This is a genomic window from Shewanella sp. MBTL60-112-B2 (genome assembly GCF_019655055.1).
Lineage (GTDB): Bacteria > Pseudomonadota > Gammaproteobacteria > Enterobacterales > Shewanellaceae > Shewanella.
On sequence record NZ_BPFA01000006.1, the window covers coordinates 79,824 to 97,611 of the forward strand.

The 17,788-nt window shown below is 44.6% G+C and carries 20 protein-coding genes; 6 read left to right on the forward strand and 14 right to left on the reverse strand.

The annotated features are described in order from the left end of the window. Nucleotides 1-132: 132 nt before the first annotated feature. A complete protein-coding gene (locus K5Q73_RS05395) occupies nt 133-1,017 on the forward strand; it encodes a LysR family transcriptional regulator (RefSeq protein ID WP_259650712.1) in 885 nt (294 codons plus the stop codon). A gap of 84 nt (nt 1,018-1,101) precedes the next feature. Here K5Q73_RS05395 and K5Q73_RS05400 read toward each other — a convergent pair whose 3' ends face one another. From K5Q73_RS05400 to K5Q73_RS05440, 9 genes are all read right to left on the reverse strand, one after another. After that, entirely contained in the window at nt 1,102-2,754 is a 1,653-nt protein-coding gene (locus tag K5Q73_RS05400) for a cytochrome ubiquinol oxidase subunit I (protein WP_220759760.1), read from the reverse strand. A 224-nt stretch (nt 2,755-2,978) separates the two neighbouring features. Next, entirely contained in the window at nt 2,979-4,874 is a 1,896-nt protein-coding gene (locus K5Q73_RS05405; RefSeq protein ID WP_220759761.1) for a DUF885 family protein, read from the reverse strand. Between the two features lie 155 nt (nt 4,875-5,029). Further along, nucleotides 5,030-6,166, reverse strand: a complete 1,137-nt coding sequence (gene hemW, locus K5Q73_RS05410; RefSeq protein WP_220759763.1) for a radical SAM family heme chaperone HemW — start codon at nt 6,164-6,166, stop codon at nt 5,030-5,032. Beyond that, on the reverse strand, nt 6,166-6,765 hold the full coding sequence (gene rdgB, locus K5Q73_RS05415) for an RdgB/HAM1 family non-canonical purine NTP pyrophosphatase (RefSeq protein WP_220759765.1): 600 nt from the start codon (nt 6,763-6,765) through the stop codon (nt 6,166-6,168). The genes hemW and rdgB overlap by 1 nt, the downstream gene beginning before the upstream one ends. 126 nt (nt 6,766-6,891) lie before the next feature. Then, a complete protein-coding gene (locus tag K5Q73_RS05420; RefSeq protein WP_220759767.1) occupies nt 6,892-7,326 on the reverse strand; it encodes a DUF4426 domain-containing protein in 435 nt (144 codons plus the stop codon). 83 nt (nt 7,327-7,409) lie between these two features. After that, on the reverse strand, nt 7,410-7,682 hold the full coding sequence (yggU, locus tag K5Q73_RS05425; RefSeq protein WP_374706815.1) for a DUF167 family protein YggU: 273 nt from the start codon (nt 7,680-7,682) through the stop codon (nt 7,410-7,412). A 14-nt stretch (nt 7,683-7,696) separates the two neighbouring features. Then, nucleotides 7,697-8,245, reverse strand: coding sequence for a YggT family protein (locus K5Q73_RS05430; RefSeq protein ID WP_220759771.1), 549 nt, complete (start codon nt 8,243-8,245; stop codon nt 7,697-7,699). A 35-nt stretch (nt 8,246-8,280) separates the two neighbouring features. Continuing rightward, complete coding sequence (gene proC / locus K5Q73_RS05435; RefSeq protein WP_220759773.1) at nt 8,281-9,099, reverse strand: pyrroline-5-carboxylate reductase; 819 nt, start codon at nt 9,097-9,099, stop codon at nt 8,281-8,283. Nucleotides 9,100-9,286: 187 nt separating this feature from the next. Continuing rightward, nucleotides 9,287-9,988 (reverse strand): YggS family pyridoxal phosphate-dependent enzyme, encoded by a 702-nt coding sequence (locus K5Q73_RS05440; protein WP_220759775.1) that lies wholly within the window; start codon nt 9,986-9,988, stop codon nt 9,287-9,289. A 35-nt stretch (nt 9,989-10,023) separates the two neighbouring features. Between K5Q73_RS05440 and K5Q73_RS05445 the strand changes: the two genes are divergently transcribed. The 3 genes from K5Q73_RS05445 to hemH all read left to right on the forward strand — a co-directional run bounded on the left by K5Q73_RS05445 (nt 10,024) and on the right by hemH (nt 13,342). Further along, on the forward strand, nt 10,024-11,061 hold the full coding sequence (locus tag K5Q73_RS05445) for a type IV pilus twitching motility protein PilT (RefSeq protein WP_220759776.1): 1,038 nt from the start codon (nt 10,024-10,026) through the stop codon (nt 11,059-11,061). A 36-nt stretch (nt 11,062-11,097) separates the two neighbouring features. Continuing rightward, the gene (locus K5Q73_RS05450) at nt 11,098-12,210 is read left to right on the forward strand and encodes a PilT/PilU family type 4a pilus ATPase (protein ID WP_220759778.1); all 1,113 of its coding nucleotides are present in this window, start codon (nt 11,098-11,100) and stop codon (nt 12,208-12,210) included. 118 nt (nt 12,211-12,328) lie between these two features. Continuing rightward, entirely contained in the window at nt 12,329-13,342 is a 1,014-nt protein-coding gene (gene hemH / locus K5Q73_RS05455) for a ferrochelatase (RefSeq protein WP_220759780.1), read from the forward strand. A gap of 189 nt (nt 13,343-13,531) precedes the next feature. Here the strand turns inward: hemH and ruvX are convergent, their stop codons facing one another. From ruvX to K5Q73_RS05475, 4 genes are all read right to left on the reverse strand, one after another. Continuing rightward, nucleotides 13,532-13,957 (reverse strand): Holliday junction resolvase RuvX, encoded by a 426-nt coding sequence (gene ruvX, locus K5Q73_RS05460; RefSeq protein ID WP_220759782.1) that lies wholly within the window; start codon nt 13,955-13,957, stop codon nt 13,532-13,534. 38 nt (nt 13,958-13,995) lie between these two features. Next, nucleotides 13,996-14,556: a YqgE/AlgH family protein gene (locus K5Q73_RS05465; RefSeq protein ID WP_220759783.1), complete on the reverse strand. Its 561-nt coding sequence runs from the start codon at nt 14,554-14,556 to the stop codon at nt 13,996-13,998. Nucleotides 14,557-14,595: 39 nt separating this feature from the next. After that, a complete protein-coding gene (gene yciH, locus K5Q73_RS05470; RefSeq protein WP_220759785.1) occupies nt 14,596-14,925 on the reverse strand; it encodes a stress response translation initiation inhibitor YciH in 330 nt (109 codons plus the stop codon). Between the two features lie 161 nt (nt 14,926-15,086). Further along, entirely contained in the window at nt 15,087-15,407 is a 321-nt protein-coding gene (locus K5Q73_RS05475) for a hypothetical protein (protein ID WP_259655221.1), read from the reverse strand. A gap of 170 nt (nt 15,408-15,577) precedes the next feature. Between K5Q73_RS05475 and K5Q73_RS05480 the strand changes: the two genes are divergently transcribed. Then, nucleotides 15,578-16,141 carry a DUF4136 domain-containing protein gene (locus K5Q73_RS05480; protein ID WP_220759789.1) on the forward strand — a complete coding sequence of 188 codons (564 nt, stop codon included), beginning with the start codon at nt 15,578-15,580 and terminating at the stop codon, nt 16,139-16,141. A 113-nt stretch (nt 16,142-16,254) separates the two neighbouring features. On the opposite strand, the gene K5Q73_RS05485 is transcribed toward K5Q73_RS05480, so the two are convergent. After that, entirely contained in the window at nt 16,255-17,133 is an 879-nt protein-coding gene (locus K5Q73_RS05485; protein ID WP_220759791.1) for a LysR family transcriptional regulator, read from the reverse strand. A gap of 84 nt (nt 17,134-17,217) precedes the next feature. On the opposite strand from K5Q73_RS05485, the gene K5Q73_RS05490 reads away from it, so the two are divergent. Next, complete coding sequence (locus K5Q73_RS05490; RefSeq protein WP_220759793.1) at nt 17,218-17,631, forward strand: PACE efflux transporter; 414 nt, start codon at nt 17,218-17,220, stop codon at nt 17,629-17,631. Nucleotides 17,632-17,788 lie beyond the last annotated feature (157 nt).

Consider the following 17,788-nt stretch of genomic DNA (forward strand, 5'->3'; position numbering starts at 1 on the left):
CTTAACTATCTAAAAATATGTTGTTTGTGAGTATAAGTACAATTTTGAATGACTGCGGCTAAACATATTGAACTAACAACAGCTGCTAAATGTCTATTTATACTTTTTGACTCGTTTAAAGTGAGTGGCACTTTGAAAAGAAATATTTCAGATCTTAACCAAATCAAACTGTTACTGGATTTAGTTCATACAAAAAACATGAGCCGCACCGCACAGCGTCTAGGTAAAACGACCAGCGCTATATCTAAAAACTTACAGCGATTACGTGAGGAGCTTTGCGATCCGCTTTTTATCAGACAGTCATCAGGTCTGGAGCCGACGACATACGCTTTAACGCTTGCCGCCAAATTGACAAAGATTCAAAAGGATATAGACGCAGCCTTCGATTCTGAATCATTCGAGCCTAGGCTATTTAAAGGTAAAATAACTTTAGCCGCGAATGCGGCGTTAATACACCAGTATCAGGGCGAACTACTGTTAGCGTTAACAGAGCAAGCGCCGCTGGCCAATATTGAAATAGTTCAATGGCAAGAGGATAGTTACCAGAGAATACTCGATGGCAGTATCAATGCTGGGCTACATTTTTTGAATGAGAATTGCACTCAATCTATTATGCAGTATGTTTTCCAACGGCATGAGATTGTGTTAGTAGCACGTGCCAAGCACAGTGCATCAAGTGTAACAGAGGCATTATCCAGCCCTTTAGCAGTGCTTAAAATCCATGGTTGGAACACTGACACAGTTCGCTTTTCTCGCTACCTCTATCAGAAGGGGATTGAGCATAATGTTCGTTTGCAGTGCGAAGATTTTCCTAGCTTATTATCATGCCTCGAGCGCAGTAATTTTGTCTCTCCTTTACCGAGCTTCCTATGCTCAGACGGCTTAAAAGCGCTTCCCTTGGACGAGCCGGGTAATGAGATAAGCTCAGTGGTATGTATTCCCTCTACCCATAGAAACGAGCCATTGTATCAATGGCTCGTTGGACTCATAAAATCACTTATTCCCGTAAAGTCATGAATATAGAAAAGTTAGCTTATTGCCTAACAAGTTTATTAGCGATAAACGCCGCCGCGATAGCTACAAAAATGACAGAGAAATAGATCATAGTGACTCCGGTTTTATGCTTGTTGATGTAGCTGTAGATGCTGCTTTTGAAGACTCAACGTCTAAAGCTGCCGACTCAAAATTCTCTTCCTGTAAGCAGACTTCTTGAGCTGAAATTGCAGGCTTAGGACCTTGCTTTATCCAGCGAGCCAATATAGCTGCCAAGACCAGAAACAGAGCGGCATAGCTCACCAGTAAGGTCGGGATTTGAAACCCATGGGTTTGCCCTGTTGCAAACGAACCCGCGCCCTGTAATGTTGGCATTACTCCGTAAACTACCCAAGGTTGACGTCCATATTCTGACAATAACCAGCCCGATAAATAAGCGATGAATGGGAGCGGCAGGGCATAGGTGCTAAGCTTAAGTAATCTAGTGCTAACACTGTTAATTCTTCCTTTTAAGGCTAGATAAATCCAGTAACTACTCAGTAGTAAAATGAATATTCCAGAGCCGACCATCACACGGAAACTAAAAAATAGTACGCTCACATTGTTAACCGTATCATCGGCCGCAAGGCGGATCTGCTCTTCGGTGACATCGATTAATTCTGGATTGTATTTGCGAACTAGTTCGGCATAGCCAAGATCATGCTGGTGGGCTTGTATAAGCTCTCTATCGGCCTGTTTGTTTACCGAAGAAGAGTAAGCAGCAATGGCTTGGTGGGCTAATAAACCGCTGCGAATACGCTGCATATTTTCAGCTCTTAGCTGCTTGATCCCTTTCACTTCTGTTTCATCTGTCCCCGACAGCATCCAGCCAAGTACTTTAGGAATTTTAATCTCGAAGTGATTTCTCTCTGCCTGCTGATCCGGTAGTGCAAATAACACTAGATCTGCACCATCTTGCTCTGTCTCCCATAAGGCTTCGAGTTGCGCTAACTTCATCGGCTGCGCCTGATGAACGTCGCGGCCGTGAATATCTCCGCTAAACATAGCAAATAATGAGAAACATAAGCCGATACTGGCACCTACCACTACCCCAGCTTGGCCAAAGGCTTGCTGTCTATTTTTTTGCAGGTAATAGCAAGACAAAGAGATAAGTGTCACACCGCCGATTAAGAAGGCACCGGTAAACATATGGGCAAAGCGTGTACTTGCCATAGGTGTGTTAACTATCTCAAGTAGCGAGCTTGCCTGATACGTCATGGTGTTGATATCAAACTGCATTGCTGAGCTTGGATCATGCATCCAGCCATTGAGGACGATGACAGGTAGCTCGGTATAGGCACAGATAAAGGGGAGTAACCAAGTGATAAACAGGTGAAGCTTAGGAGGAAGGTGTCGCCAACCGACATAGAACAGGGTCACAGCGGTAAGCCAGATTAGCATGCCGGTAGACACTATAGTGCCAAGCAGTCCGACATATTCACTGAACACTGTGTTGATAAAGAGATCGAGCTTCTGCCAGTCTTCTGGCATAGGCGGGGTGAGTATTCCGGTGATAATGAGTATGAAGACAATTGGTAAGCATAGCTTGCCAATAAATTGGGCTGCCGATTTATATTCAGCATTTGATTTGGTGACGTATAAGGTTTCAAAAATTGCCGTGACTAGCATCAGGCCGATAAACAGAGGCACAAAAATTTGATGCACCATCATACTGAGCGCAAATTCGAGTCTGGCGCTATCGGTTAAAGCGTGTTCAATCATGAGTATTTACCTATCCATATAGTTGGCTAGACCATATCAGGATTGGCTTTCCTATAAGTTGAATCTGTTTTTCCTACGGGGATAGCTAGCGGAGAAATCAATGAGTCTGAAGTTGATTCGTTTACTTTAGGAACACATTGTCATGATGAGGGGTAAAATAAAAAATCGGCCACGTTAGCAGTGACCGATTTGTGGTTTCATTAAGGCCTAAGGTTCGGACTTATTTAACTGTTTTGCTCAATCCATAGGTCGATTTCGCTTTCTAGTACATCTAATGGTACCGGGCCATTTTTCAGCACTATGGTATGAAAATCGCGAATATCAAATTTATCGCCCAGGGCTTGCTGAGCCTTATCTCTAAGCGCTAATAACTTAAGCATGCCCACTTTATAAGCGGTGGCTTGTGATGGCATCACCACATGACGCTCAACCATCTTTATGGCATCAGACTTAGCATTTGGCGTATTCGTGACGTAGTACTCGATAGATTCTTCACGAGTCCACTTCTTGGCATGAATACCGGTATCGACCACTAAGCGACATGCACGCCACAGCTCCATGGCTAAGCGACCAAAGTCTGAATACGGATCAGAATACATGCCCATCTCTTTCGGGAAGTATTCGCTATATAGCCCCCAACCTTCAATGTAGGCAGTGTAACCGCCGAACTTACGAAACTTAGGTACAGCCTCAAGCTCCTGAGCAATCGCTATCTGCATATGGTGCCCCGGTGTGCCTTCATGGTAAGCCAGAGCTTCCATTTGATACTTTGGCATCGCCTTCATGTCATACAGGTTAGCGTAGTAAGTGCCTGGGCGGCTGCCATCGGGAGAAGGGTTACTATAAAATGCTTTACCGGCAGACTTTTCCCTAAAGGCCTCGACCTGTTTTACTATCATTGGCGCCTTAGGTTTAACCTTAAACACCTCGTCTAGGCGGCCACTCATGGTGTCGATAAGTGCAGTGGCTTCAGTTAAGTATGCTTGGCGTCCTTTATCGTCATTGGCATAGTAAAACTGCTCATCATCACGCATAAACTTAAAGAACTCAGCGAGTGAGCCTTCGAAGTTAACCTTTTTCATAATGGCGCGCATCTCACTGTGAATTCGGGCAACTTCCGATAAGCCAAGTTCATGGATTTCATTGGCACTCATATCGGTTGTCGTCGTGCGCGCCAGAGCGTTGTTGTAGTAAGTGTCACCTTGAGGGAACTTCCAGGCGCCATCACGGGTATCGGCTTTAGTTTCAAGCTTAGTCATATAGGCAATTAGCTTGTCATAAGCCGGTTTTACATTGTTAATTAATGCTGTTTTGGCTTCTCTAAGTAAGCTCTCTTTGTCGCTATCGCTTATTTCAAGTTTGGATACTTTACGTTTAAAGTCGCTCCATAGTGCACTGTCGTCACTGTTTGGACTTGTGCTAAATGGCGCGCCAGCCACGATGTTCTTGCTGTCGTTTATCACGTAAGGAAACACGAATTTAGGCGCGATAATCCCTTTGCTTGCACGCACTTCTAAGGCTGTTTGTAGCTGAGATAAACGCTTAGGCACGCCTTGTAAGCGGCTTATATAAGCTTTGGCATCTTCGACACTGCCAATTTGGTGCTGATTAATTAGAAACGAGGCTATTTGCGAATGGCCGCCATACATTTGGTTAACTGGGTAGCTATGGTATCGCCATTTATCATCTTTAATGGCTTGCTCAAGCTTTTGCGTTAGTAGTTGGTAGCTAAGTAGAGTCTGCCTATCCAGCTTACTCGAATTGATTGTTTGAAGTTGAGCCAAATGTTTTTTGTCACGGGCAAGGGCGGCATCATCAGCGTCATCACCCATTTCATCCCATTTATCGTAATCGGTTTTAATGCCAAGGTGGGTTTGGGAGATAGGGCTTGCCATGACATTTTCCATGAAAATGCTTTCGAATAAGGCATTGGCTTTTTCTGACTCAGTCTCAGCCTTATGGACAACGGGCTCACTTGGACTCGATAGTGAAGCAGAAGCAGAAGCAGAAGCAGAAGCAGGGGCAGGGGCGGCAACGGCGGAGGCGCCAATCATAGTGCTGGCGCTGAGCCCAAATGAGAGCGAGAGGGCTATAAGGCTAACTTTTGTTTTTATAGGCATTTTTAGGCTTCCTTAGAATTATGATTGTTATCCTAAAGAAGCCGGCGGTTAATTTTTTGATCTAAGTGTTAGCAAATATTTCTAAATAAATAGATGGTATGATGTTAATCAATCAATTCAATTGCTTAATCAGCATTAGCAAATAGTTATGCTGACTATAGGAATTGTGACAGCAGCTCATTGACGAACATGTGGCCTTTGCTAGTCAGCTGCCAGTGTTCATCCGATTCAGTCATTAAGCCTTTAGCACAGCCTTGCTTAACTCCGTCACTAATGGTGTCTCTACTTAGGCCTGTTCGCTGCTCAAATTCCAGCTTAGGAATGGGGCTCATTAGGCGCAAGCGGTTCATCAGATACTCTAAGGCTCTGTCTTCCTCTACCACCTCTGTAGTTTCATAGGTGTAGTTATCCGCCGCTAAATAGCCTTTAGGGTGTTTAATCTTGACGGTACGGACAATTTTATTGTCATCAAGTTGGGTTATTTTGCCATGAGCGCCACAACCTATCCCTAAGTAGTCACCAAACTGCCAATAGTTAAGGTTATGTCGGCACTGAAAACCTTCTTTGGCATACGCCGAGATCTCATACTGCTGGTAACCCAGTGCAGCTAAACGCTTTTGCCCTTGCTCGTAGATCTGCCAGAGGTTTTCATCATCAGGAAGCTGTGGCGGCTTTGAGTGAAACAGAGTATTAGGCTCAATAGTTAGCTGATACCAAGACAGGTGAGGCGGAGCAAGCTCTGCGGCGGTCTCAATGTCGCTAAGGGCTTCATCAAAACTTTGGTTTGGCAGGCCGTGCATCAAGTCTAAGTTAAAGCTCTGGTAGCCAGAGGTTTTAGCCTTTTGAGCGGCAATATGAGCTTCATCTTTATTGTGAATACGCCCGAGTAGGTTGAGCTTATCACTTGAGAAACTCTGAACTCCGATTGAAAGACGGGTCACACCCGCCAGGCAATAGGCCTCGAAATCATCATGCTCTAGAGTGCCAGGGTTGGCCTCCATGGTGATTTCGATATTGTCGCTAAAGGGAATAAGTTTATCGACTTCAGCTAATAAGCGGCCAATCTGCGCTGCATCGAACAGAGAAGGTGTACCGCCACCGATAAAAATCGTATGTAAACGTCTACCTTGCACATAAGCGAGATCTTGCTTGAGATCTTTTATCAGTGCATCGACATATTCTGTTTGCGGCAATTCACCATGTTGGCCATGGGAATTGAAGTCACAATAAGGGCACTTTTGGACGCACCAAGGAATATGAATATAAAGGCTTAACGGTGGCATGGTTAGCATTAGTTAAAGATACCTTGTTGCTTCATAGCTTCGATTAACATTACCAACGCCTTGCCGCGATGGCTTAGCTTATTCTTCTCATCACTGCTTAACTCGGCTGCTGCGCATTCGTGCTCTGCAGGGATAAAAATAGGGTCGTAACCGTGGCCATTGTCGCCTTGCGCTGCAAAACCAATAGTGCCTTCCCATGACGCTTGGCAGATGATTGGAGTTGGATCTTTAGCATGACGCATATAAACCAATACACATTGAAAACGAGCACTACGCTCAGCTTGGCCTTCAAGTGCTGTTAAAAGTTTAGTGTAGTTCTGCTCATCTTTAGCACCTTCGCCGGCATAACGCGCCGAGTAAATGCCAGGCGCGCCTTGCAAGAAGTCAACTTCTAGGCCTGAGTCATCGGCAATGGCTGCATGGCCAGTAACTTCAGCTGCATTTCTCGCTTTAATAATGGCATTTTCAACAAATGTGGTGCCTGTTTCTGGTACTTCAGCTACGTTCAATTCGCTTTGAGCCAAAATCTCAACGCCGTAATCGGCCATCAATTCAGAAAATTCTTTGAGTTTACCTTTGTTGCCGCTAGCAAGGACGATTTGATTCATGGGATGCCTGTAGATGAGTCAGAAAATTATGGCGGCAATAATAGCCGAGATACGGGGTTTTCGATAGAGTTAACGTCACAAAAAAATAGGGGCGCTAGGCCCCTGTATGTTCGATTTTACTTAAGATTATTCGACGTAGAACTTCTGTTTAAACTTAAGTGTGGTGTTGAGCTTTTTACCGTATTTAACTGCGATTTTAAAGTTGATCTCTTGATCGTCACGGTAAGGGACTTCGGCGATATAATAGATTGAGTCACCTTCACGAATTTCTCTAAACTTTAAGTCGATTCTGGCATCGAGTAAATTATTGGCAACGCCTGAAATTTCCACCGGTACGGCAGGATTTCCCTTAACGCTAGTATCGAGCACGGCGATATTAATTATACCCGTGTAGCTACTACGCTTGATGCCATAAGACTTGGCAATACTTGGGGTTAAAAAGGTGCTGCTAAGGGCAACATAGTGGATATCGTAGTTACCCACTTTTTCTTTCTGTTCGGCAAATGCGTTGCTGCTTAGGCAAAAACAGAGCATTAGCATCATGGTTAAAGAACGGACCATATTCGTTTTCCTTAGGAAGATATCTTGTTAACAGTATAGAACTTAGTTGAGCTTAACGCCTTAAACTTCTTATAACTATAAGGTTACAAAAGGTTTTGTACTTCATCGGGGATCAACTTAGGAGCCGTGACTCTAACTTGCTTGTGGCGTCCCATCTGTCCTTTGGTAATTTCGATGTCCCCTTTAGGGACTTTAAAGGCTTTCGATAGGTACTTAGTCAGATGGGCGTTGGCCTTACCGTCTACGGGGGGGGCTGTAATGGCTATTTTTATCTCTTCGCCATGTAGGCCAACTATTTGGTCGCGACTGGCTTTAGGCTGAATATAGAGTTGAAGCAGCAGGTCGCCCTGCTGCATTATCGCCGGATTCACTATACGTTAGCCCAGAATGGGATGTATTGCGCTAGCAAGATATTAACGAAGTTAAGAATAATCATCATCACTAGCAGTGATAAGTCTAGTCCGCCCATTGGTGGCAAAATACGGCGGATTGGCGCAAGTAACGGCTCAGTTAACTGGCCCATGACCATTTCGATTGGGTTACTACCTTGGCTTACCCAGCTTAAAATCGCACGCAGGATCAGCATCCAGAATAGCAATACGCCAGCTTCTTTAATCACAGAGACTAAAGAGACAAGTAGTAAGGTAGGTACATCAATTGCTGCACCAGCCATCAGACTTAAGATAACAAACTTAAGCACCACAACCGATATCGCCAGTACAAAAGAGGCGGTATCAAAGCTACCAAATGAGGGTAATACTCGGCGCATAGGACCCACAATTGGGTGAGTGGCCTTAACAATAAACTGACTGAAAGGGTTATAAAAATCGGCTCTAGCGAGTTGTAGCCAGATCCGTAACACCACGACCATCAGGTATAGATCGAATACCGTACTTACTAGAAAACTAAATGCATTCATTTATTTACTCTACTTGTTCAAGTTAAATTTAAAAACTAGTACTGCTTAGCCATCTCTTCGGCGCGGGCGATACAGTTATTCATTGCATTATCGACCAGACCTCTTAAATCACCTTTTTCAAACGTCTCAACCGCCTGCGCCGTTGTGCCGCCTTTTGATGTTACGTTCGCTCTAAGCTGAGCAAGGCTCACATCTGGGTTTTGCTTGACCATCAAGGCCGCACCTAGTGCAGCTTGCTGTGCCATCTCTCTCGCGGTGACTTCAGACATACCGCCTTTGATTGCACTTTCTACCATAGATTCTAAAAATAGGAAGAAATAGGCCGGAGAGCTACCCGCCAGTGCGATCACTTGGTTTAACTCATCTTCCTTACTGACCCAGACGATTTCACCGCCAGTTGCCATTAAGGTTTCGCAAATGGCTTTTTGCTCAGCCGATATGTCATCGCCCGCATAAAGCCCTGTTAAGCCTACACCTATTTGGGTGGGAGTATTAGGCATAGTGCGTATTAGTTTGATCTCTTGCTTGAAATAATCGCTATAACGCTTGGCTGTTACGCCAGCGGCTATGGTGATGATAAGTTTTTTAGAAAGATCCAGACCGCTTAGCTCTTCGCCGACGACTTGCATCAGGTGTGGCTTTACGCCGAGTACGATAACATCGGCCGCTTGCGCCGCATCTAGGTTGTTATTCGATACTTTAATACCGAAGTCTTCTACCATGGCATCAAGCTTAGGTTGGCTAGGGTTGGTGGCTTCGATTAGCTCTGAGGGATAGCCGCTTTTGACTAAGCCACTAACGATACTGCGGGTCATATTGCCTGCGCCAATAAAGCATACTTTCTTTTGTGTCATGAAGATCTCTTTTTGTTTTAGTTAGCTGCGCCGAACATCTTTTGCACTTGCAGGGCTAAAGATTATTTAACTAAGTGCTATTTCAGTAAGCGCTATTTTACCTATTAATATCAGGCGGAGTAAGAGTAATACAGGTTTTATGCTATTAAACTATTTTCATATTGATACTCAATCCGCCTGATGACCTTTAGGGCTTGCTGTAATCACGCTCGCCAAAAATAGCGCTACCAATACGCACCATGGTTGAGCCATGGGCAACGGCAAGCTCTAGGTCATTACTCATGCCAACAGACAGAGTATCTATGCTAGCAAAACGTTGAGCTAATTGGTTATAGAGTGCCTGCAAGGCTGCCATTTCTTCAGTGGCCGTTTGTTCATCGACATCGGCAGATGGAATGGCCATTAAGCCGCGAAGAGTTAGGTTTGGCATCAAGGCTATCTTATCGGCAAGAGCCAATACTTGGCTGGCAGTCACACCTGACTTACTCGCTTCTTGGCTAATGTTGACCTGAATACACACATTCAGCGGCGACATCGACTCAGGGCGCTGCTCATTAAGCCTCTGGGCGATTTTTTCGCGCTCTACGGTATGCATCCAATCAAATAATGTCGCAACCACTTTGGTCTTGTTTGATTGCAGTGGTCCGATAAAGTGCCACTCGATATCCGCAAACTCTTGGCTCAGGGTATTTATCTTAGATTCACCCTCTTGCACATAGTTTTCGCCAAAGCAGCGTTGGCCTGCATGATAGGCTTCGATGATCTGGCTATTGGGTTTTGTTTTGCTCACGGCAAGGAGTTGTACATCTTCTGCTCGGCGAGAAGAATTTTGCGCCGCTTGTGCAATCCGGCTATGGGCGATTGCGAGTCTGTCTGTTATTGTTGTCATGTTGTAAGTTTTTGGTTGAATGGATATCCCAAACTATGGAAATCACAGAGTTACTTGCCTTTAGTGTAAAACACAATGCGTCAGATCTACACCTTTCAGCGGGTGTTTCTCCCATGATCCGTGTTGATGGTGAAGTGAGAAAGATAAATTTACCCGCTTTAGACCACCAAGGTGTACATAGCTTAGTCTACGACATCATGAACGATAAGCAGCGTAAGGATTATGAAGAGCATCTAGAGATAGATTTCTCGTTTGAAGTGCCGGGTCTTGCGCGCTTTCGTGTTAACGCCTTTAACCAGTCTCGTGGTGCTGCGGCGGTTTTCCGTACCATTCCAAGTGACATCTTGAGTCTTGAGCAATTAGGTGCGCCAGAGATCTTCAAGAAAATTTCAAGTTTTCCTCGTGGTCTAGTCTTAGTCACAGGTCCTACAGGCTCGGGTAAGAGTACTACCTTGGCGGCGATGATTGATTATGTGAACGAAAACCGTCACGACCACATTCTAACGATTGAAGATCCGATAGAATTTGTACATCAAAATAAGCAGTGTTTGATTAACCAACGTGAGGTGCATCGACATACTCACAGTTTTAATGCCGCACTGAGAAGTGCATTGCGTGAAGATCCAGACGTGATCCTCGTCGGTGAGATGCGAGATCTTGAAACGATTCGACTGGCGATGACCGCGGCGGAAACGGGTCACTTAGTGTTTGGTACCTTGCACACCACGTCAGCGGCTAAAACCATTGACCGTGTGGTCGACGTTTTCCCTGAAGGAGAGAAGGGCATGGTCAGAACCATGCTGTCAGAATCACTGCAGGCGGTTATTTCACAGACCCTGATTAAGAAAGTAGGTGGTGGCCGAGTGGCCGCGCACGAGATCATGATGGGAACGCCTGCTATTCGAAACCTTATTCGTGAAGATAAGGTCGCACAGATGTATTCGGCAATCCAAACCGGTATGGCTCACGGCATGCAGACGCTTGACCAGTGTCTACAGAATTTGGTTAATCGAGGCCAGATCACCCGCGAAGATGCCATGGCTAAGAGCTCGAATAAGCAAGCAAACTTTTAATAAGTCAAAGCAATAAGTAATAGGGATAGTTAGTCTATGGATGTTCGTCCTTTTCTAAAGGTGATGATTGAGCGTAAAGCCTCGGATCTATTTATTACCGCGGGTTTTCCGCCAAGTGCTAAGGTCGATGGTGAGTTGCGCCCCTTAGGTGAGAATGCTTTTACTCCTGCTCAGTCTTTAGATTTTGTTGAATCATTGATGACTGATGTGCAAAAGCAGGAGTTTCACGAGTCTCGTGAGTGTAACTTTGCGTTTTCGGCTAAAGATTTTGGCCGATTCCGTGTTAGCGCCTTTTGGCAGCGTGAATCTCCTGGTTGCGTTATGCGTCGTATCGAGACCAAAATCCCCGATGTCGATGACTTGATGTTGCCGCCCATCCTAAAAGATTTGGTGATGAGTAAGCGTGGTCTAGTGATTATGGTCGGTGGTACAGGTACGGGTAAATCGACTTCGCTTGCCGCATTAGTTGGTTATCGCAATAATCACGCCCGTGGTCATATTCTTACGATTGAAGATCCGGTGGAATTTGTTCACGACCATAGACAAAGCATTATCACTCAACGTGAAGTGGGTATTGATACCGAGTCTTTCGATGCCGCACTAAAAAGCTCTCTACGTCAGGCTCCCGATGTGATTTTGATTGGTGAAATCCGCAGTCAAGAGACCATGGAGTTTGCCTTGTCGTTTGCAGAAACCGGTCACCTCTGTATGGCGACCTTGCACGCTAACAACGCCAACCAAGCGCTCGACCGCATCATGCACTTAGTGCCAGAGAGCAAGCATCATCAGTTGCTGTTTGATTTGTCGTTAAACTTGCGCGGTATTGTGGCGCAGCAGCTTGTGCCTAAGAGCGATGGCAGCGGAAGGCGAGCTGCGATTGAGGTGTTGATTAATACCCCGCGTGTGGCCAGCTTGATTGCTAAGAATGAACTGCACTCTCTTAAAGATACCATGGCGAAATCCAATGAGCAGGGGATGCAGACTTTTGATCAGGCCTTATTAAAGCTTTATAGCGACGGCGAGATTAGTTACGCCGACGCATTGCATCACGCAGATTCTCCAAACGATCTGCGTTTGATGATCAAGCTACAAAGCTCTGATACGACTAGCACTAGTTCGATGGATGGAGTAACTCTAAATTTAGATTAGGTTAAGTGACCATGATAAAAGCTGGCAATATTTTTAATTGCCAGCTTTTTTGTTGTTATTGATCTTTACGCAATTTTAAACGTATCGGCAGATAATATTTTTAAATTAAGGAGTTATCTTGGCTAAGTATTCAGGATTAACCAAAGAGATTGGTCATAAGAAACGTGGCAAGACAGGCGTGTTATTAGTTAACCTAGGCACACCAGATGAGCCCACAGCACCAGCGGTTAGGCGTTATTTGGCGGAGTTTCTAGCTGACCCTCGTGTCGTTGAGATCCCCAAGTTGGTTTGGATGCTCATTTTACACGGCATCATTTTGCGAGTACGCCCGGCAAAGTCGGCGGCGCTTTACCAACAGGTGTGGACCGAGCAAGGTTCGCCTCTAATGGATATTACTCGTCGCCAAGCCCAAAAACTGGCGCAGCATTTTGACAAGACTGGCGAAGATGTTTCGGTAGATTTTTGCATGCGATATGGTCAGCCGTCCGTGTCATCTACGCTGCAAAGGATGCATAAAGAGGGCATCGACAAAATGGTGGTATTGCCTCTGTACCCTCAGTACTCGGCGCCAACAACTGCGTCGGCTTTCGATGCAATCGCCAAAGAGCTGGCTCAATGGCGTTACCTGCCAGCGCTACATTTTATCAATACCTATCATGACCATCCTGACTTTATCGATGCCTTAGCTGCATCGATTGCTAAAGATTTTGAGCTTAATGGTCAGCCGCAAAAGTTAGTGCTTTCATACCATGGCATGCCGGAGCGTAACTTGCACTTGGGCGATCCCTATTATTGTTTCTGTATGAAAACCACTAAGCTGGTGGTCGAGAAGCTTGGGTTAACTGAAGAGCAGTATATGACTACCTTCCAATCGCGTTTTGGTAAAGCCAAATGGTTAACGCCATACACAGACGCAACGATGGAGTCATTACCTGGTCAAGGGATTAAAGATATTGCCGTTGTGTGCCCGGCTTTTAGTGCTGATTGCCTAGAAACACTTGAAGAGATCGCGGGTGAGAATCGTGAGATTTTTGAACAGGCGGGTGGTGAAAACTATCGCTATATTGCCGCGCTTAATGACGATGATGCACATATTCAAATGATGGCGAATATCGTTAAGCCACATATTTAGGATTGCTTACTTCGCGTCCTTCGTGTAGCAAACGAAGTGAGCGCTCGTGGTAAGTAGCTTTTAGAGCAAAGAACCCAGCTTGTGCTGGGTTCTTTGATTTTTTTTTGGTGAATCAGATTTAGTCTTAACTTACCAGTATTGAGGACAAGCCTCTTGTTATACTGGTTGGTATTAGTTGTATTAGTTGTATTAGTCGCCGTACTGATTTTCAAAGTAACTTTCAATAATCAGTACCGCAGACATGGCATCAACTTGGCCTTTGGTCAGCGCTTTATAACCCCCCATCTCAAACAGCCTTGCTTTAGCGTCAGCTGTGGTGAGGCGCTCGTCTTGAGTCTCGACTTTTACCCCAAAGCGGCCACTTAAGCGGTTAGCGAACTTACGTGCTCTTTGAGTCATCTCTTGCTCAGTGCCATCCATATTAAGAGGCAATCCAACGACCACAAGATCGGGCTTCCACTCGTTAATGAGTGCACCAATCTCTTCCCACTTAGGGATGCCATCTACAGCCTTTATCGACAGCAGTGGTCTAGCACTTGCGGTGATCTCTTGCCCAATGGCAATACCGATACTCTTGGTGCCGTAATCAAAGCCTAAGACGCTTTTATCGCCCATCTTTGTCTTTCCTATTTTATGCCGCTAAAAAGTGGTATTTATGCGTGACCAGCATGTTGAGATAGCTGCCAGATATCAAACCCTAGCGACTCGGTCGCTAGCTGCCAACGTTTATCATGCTCTATATCAAACAGTAACTCAGGGCTTGCTGGGATAGATAGCCAAGTGTTGTCTATGATCTCTTGTTCTAATTGGCCGCGAGTCCAACCCGCATAACCCAGTGCGATTACAAACTTTTCTGGCGCCTTATCTGAGCCTAAACAGGCTAAGATATCTTGCGATGTGGTCAGCATTATCTCAGGCGTAATCGCATCGCTATTACTCCAGCTGTCCTGTGTTGTATGCAGTACAAAGCCTCGCTCTGGATTGACGGGGCCGCCAGCAAGTACTTCTCTTGCGAGAGTATTAATAGGCTCAGGCTCTTCACTTAGCTCCATCTGCTCTAGAAGCTCGTCAACAATAATGCCACTGGGTTTATTGACCACTATGCCCATAGCGCCTTTCTCATCGTGTTCACAGATATAGATTAATGAACGTTCAAAATAAGTATCTTGCAAGGATGGCATAGCGATTAAAAAGTGATTTTGTAAACTGTCCATAGACTTTTCCATATAAGGCTAATAGCAATCAGTACTAGATTAGCCGCCAGCCAATTTGACAGTGTAATTGAGTTTTTCGAGCAGGGTCTTAATTTGCTCTCTATTGTCGGTTTGCACTTCGATTTCGAACTCTTTTACTGTACCGCCACAGCCGCACTGTTTTTTGAGCTTTTGCGCTAAGGCTTTAAGCTCTTTATCTTGTAAGCCAAGGCCTTTAATTACCGAAATGCCTTTACCTTTACGGCCTTTACTGTCTTTATGAATTCTGACAATGCCATCACCTTCCGGTGCCGATTGGATCTGTTTTTCAGGGGCTATTCTGCCGCCATCGGTGCTATAGACTAATGATACGTTTGGATCGGATTTCATTTGTGTGGTCGCTGGTGAACTAATGTGGCCAGTTTAGCAAAGATGCTAGCGTTACGGGAGAGGGGAAGAGAAACTTACCCGTTTACCAGACTAATGAAAGTCTGACAAACGGCTTTTATAGATATCGGTTTAGATCCTTGTAAAACAGATTAACAAGTAGATTATAGATACAGTGCTAGTTCAATTAATAATGAGGCAAAGGTCAAGGTTGCTAGCGGTGCCATATATTTGTGGGTACTAGGAAGCGCAATAGAGCATGAGGTCAGCACAAAGCCGATAGCGGTGCCAGCAAAGTGTGTCACAGGAGCGCTTGCAATCGCGATAATTAACCAGCTTAGCACTATGATAGGCAGAATTATCAGCGAGTGTTTACTGAGTTTGTCGGCTAAAGAGGCTTGATTGTCAGGTGCGCTAGAGACTTTTTCTGGAGTGACCAAAAACACCACGGTAGCGATGGCAAAAGCTGCGATAAACCAGAACATAGTAAAACTCATTAATAGTTGTTAATTGATAATCATTATCATTAAGCGCCGAGCTTAAGTCAAGATATCTGACAAGAGTATTTACCAAAATTGAGTTGTAGATTAATAAATAGCTCTGTAAGCTGGGCTAATAAGTGCTCAAAATGTAAAAGATTATTGTTGGAGAGAACATGAATAAGTTATTGGTTATCATTGCTGCGTTAGCATTAAGTGCATGTAGTTCGCTTAAGACCAGCTCGGATTATGATCCAGGTGTAAACTTTAATGAGGTGAAAACCTACGCTTGGGTAGAGAAGAAAACCTCTGATGCAACTTACCATCTTGACGGCCTAATGGATCAGCGCGTTCGTAAAGCGGTTGACGATCAACTGGAGCTAAAAGGTCTATCTAAAGCCGATGCTGCTAGCGCCGATGTATTAGTCAACTACCTGACTAAAGTCGATAAGAAAATTAATGTCGACACTTTCAACACCAACTATGGTTATAACCCTTATTACGGTCCAGGCTGGGGCTGGGGTGGTGGCGCCGGTCACTCGCAAACCACGGTACGTGAATATGAAGTGGGTACTCTGATCCTTGATTTGGTTAATGCCAAAACAGGTAAGCTTATTTGGAGAGGTTCGGTCGCAGATACGATGCGCGATAAAGATACTCCAGAAGAGCGTGTAGAAGTGGTTAATGAAGCAGTAGGTGCATTATTGCTTAGCTACCCACCAAAGCCTGAAGGTAAGTAAGCTTTTAGTTATTGAGCTTTAGTCACTGAGTATTAGTTACAGAGCTATCAGTAAACAAGAAACGGCCAAATGGCCGTTTTTTTATGTCTTATTGCTTCAGATGCAGATTGGTATTATTTCAGTAAGCCACGCAGTAAAACTCTGAGCTGACGATTAAAGGGGTTATCCAGTCGACTCTTATGCTGAATAACATCGACGTTAGCTTGCCAACCCAATTGCTCAAAATCAATCTTAAGTTTGCATAGCTGATTTGCGGCTATCGCATCCTCACATAAGTGTAGTGGTAGCAGTGTCCAGCCAAAGCCGGCTTTAGCGAGTTCCAAAAGCATATAGTAATTATCTGCATGCCATACATCCGGTGAATGTGGCGTGTTAAACCATCCCTTTTGTTTCTCTTTAGAGCCAATCACCAGTTGTCTGTGCAACTTGAGTACATCCAGATGGGATGAGGTCTCTTGCGCTAATGGATGGCTTGGACTGACGAGCAAATCAAATCTTACCGTTCCTAATGACTCAAAATCGAGACTCTCAGAATATGTTAGTTCGCTAAAGACAATACCTAGGTCGGCTCGTTTGGTATCAACTAGGTGAATAATATCGAGGCTGGATGCACAGAGAAGTTCAAGTTCACACTCAGGGTGCTGGCTAGCCAACTTAGTGATTAATGACGTAAACCTGTCGTAAGGGATCCCCTCATCAACAGCAAGAGTGAGCTTTAGATCATCTTGCTTTTCCAGCGCTTGTACCTGCTGATTAAGGCGCTGATGCTGGGCTATGACGGCTTTTGCTTGAGGCAGCAACTGTTCGCCTGCGCGCGTCAAAATAGGGTATCGATTACTTCTATCAAACAGGGTTTGGTTGGTATCGATTTCGAGATTAATAATGTGCTGGCTAATTGCTGACTGTACCTTGCCAAGCTTTCTGGCTGCCGCAGAAAACGAGCCAGTTTCGACTGTAGTGACAAATGAGTAGAGCTGCTCGATAGTTAACATATCAGTAAAGGTGATGGTATCTATTTTTTATGTATCGTAATTATAGATGATAATGGCTGTAAGTTAAATTTAGGACGCATCATCATGACAGTTAAAGACAGAATCATTCATGCAATTTTATTTGAAGCCGTAGCCTTAGCGATTATTGTACCAACAGCATCAATGCTGTCGGGCACCGAAGCGACTTCTATGTTGGCGGTAGGCGTGGGTTTGAGTCTCTACACGGTTATTTGGAACTATTTTTATAATATCTGGTTTGATAGGAAGTTTGGTAACGATAGAGTCAATCGAACGCTCAAGATGCGCATTGGCCACACTTGTGGTTTTGAAGGCGGGCTAATCTTTATTACTGTTCCTGCCATCGCTTGGTTCTTAGGCATCAGTTTATTACAGGCATTAGCATTGGAAGCTGCGTTCTTAGTATTCTTTTTCTTCTATGCGGTGGCATTTAACTGGTGCTACGACAATATTCGTATCAAATTAAAGTTAGCCCAGTAGCATTGTGACTTATTTCATTCTTTGAAAATAAATATCAACCCTTTGCCGTTGTGATTTAATTGCAGCGGCTTTTTTTTGTCTGTTATTTCATCTTTAGTGAGCTTGTGATAGGGGAAATTAGAGTGGTAATACTTTTTTAAAATTCGTCATACTTATG

What these genes read in the sequence shown, in the direction of transcription:
- K5Q73_RS05400 (WP_220759760.1), bottom strand. Translation starts at nt 2,754, where the DNA reads ATGATTGAACACGCTTTAACCGATAGCGCCAGACTCGAATTTGCGCTC.
- K5Q73_RS05405 (WP_220759761.1), bottom strand. Translation starts at nt 4,874, where the DNA reads ATGCCTATAAAAACAAAAGTTAGCCTTATAGCCCTCTCGCTCTCATTT.
- hemW (WP_220759763.1), bottom strand. Translation starts at nt 6,166, where the DNA reads ATGCTAACCATGCCACCGTTAAGCCTTTATATTCATATTCCTTGGTGC.
- rdgB (WP_220759765.1), bottom strand. Translation starts at nt 6,765, where the DNA reads ATGAATCAAATCGTCCTTGCTAGCGGCAACAAAGGTAAACTCAAAGAA.
- K5Q73_RS05420 (WP_220759767.1), bottom strand. Translation starts at nt 7,326, where the DNA reads ATGGTCCGTTCTTTAACCATGATGCTAATGCTCTGTTTTTGCCTAAGC.
- yggU (WP_374706815.1), bottom strand. Translation starts at nt 7,682, where the DNA reads ATGCAGCAGGGCGACCTGCTGCTTCAACTCTATATTCAGCCTAAAGCC.
- K5Q73_RS05430 (WP_220759771.1), bottom strand. Translation starts at nt 8,245, where the DNA reads ATGAATGCATTTAGTTTTCTAGTAAGTACGGTATTCGATCTATACCTG.
- proC (WP_220759773.1), bottom strand. Translation starts at nt 9,099, where the DNA reads ATGACACAAAAGAAAGTATGCTTTATTGGCGCAGGCAATATGACCCGC.
- K5Q73_RS05440 (WP_220759775.1), bottom strand. Translation starts at nt 9,988, where the DNA reads ATGACAACAATAACAGACAGACTCGCAATCGCCCATAGCCGGATTGCA.
- K5Q73_RS05445 (WP_220759776.1), top strand. Translation starts at nt 10,024, where the DNA reads ATGGAAATCACAGAGTTACTTGCCTTTAGTGTAAAACACAATGCGTCA.
- K5Q73_RS05450 (WP_220759778.1), top strand. Translation starts at nt 11,098, where the DNA reads ATGGATGTTCGTCCTTTTCTAAAGGTGATGATTGAGCGTAAAGCCTCG.
- ruvX (WP_220759782.1), bottom strand. Translation starts at nt 13,957, where the DNA reads ATGGGCGATAAAAGCGTCTTAGGCTTTGATTACGGCACCAAGAGTATC.
- K5Q73_RS05465 (WP_220759783.1), bottom strand. Translation starts at nt 14,556, where the DNA reads ATGGACAGTTTACAAAATCACTTTTTAATCGCTATGCCATCCTTGCAA.
- yciH (WP_220759785.1), bottom strand. Translation starts at nt 14,925, where the DNA reads ATGAAATCCGATCCAAACGTATCATTAGTCTATAGCACCGATGGCGGC.
- K5Q73_RS05475 (WP_259655221.1), bottom strand. Translation starts at nt 15,407, where the DNA reads ATGTTCTGGTTTATCGCAGCTTTTGCCATCGCTACCGTGGTGTTTTTG.
- K5Q73_RS05480 (WP_220759789.1), top strand. Translation starts at nt 15,578, where the DNA reads ATGAATAAGTTATTGGTTATCATTGCTGCGTTAGCATTAAGTGCATGT.
- K5Q73_RS05485 (WP_220759791.1), bottom strand. Translation starts at nt 17,133, where the DNA reads ATGTTAACTATCGAGCAGCTCTACTCATTTGTCACTACAGTCGAAACT.
- K5Q73_RS05490 (WP_220759793.1), top strand. Translation starts at nt 17,218, where the DNA reads ATGACAGTTAAAGACAGAATCATTCATGCAATTTTATTTGAAGCCGTA.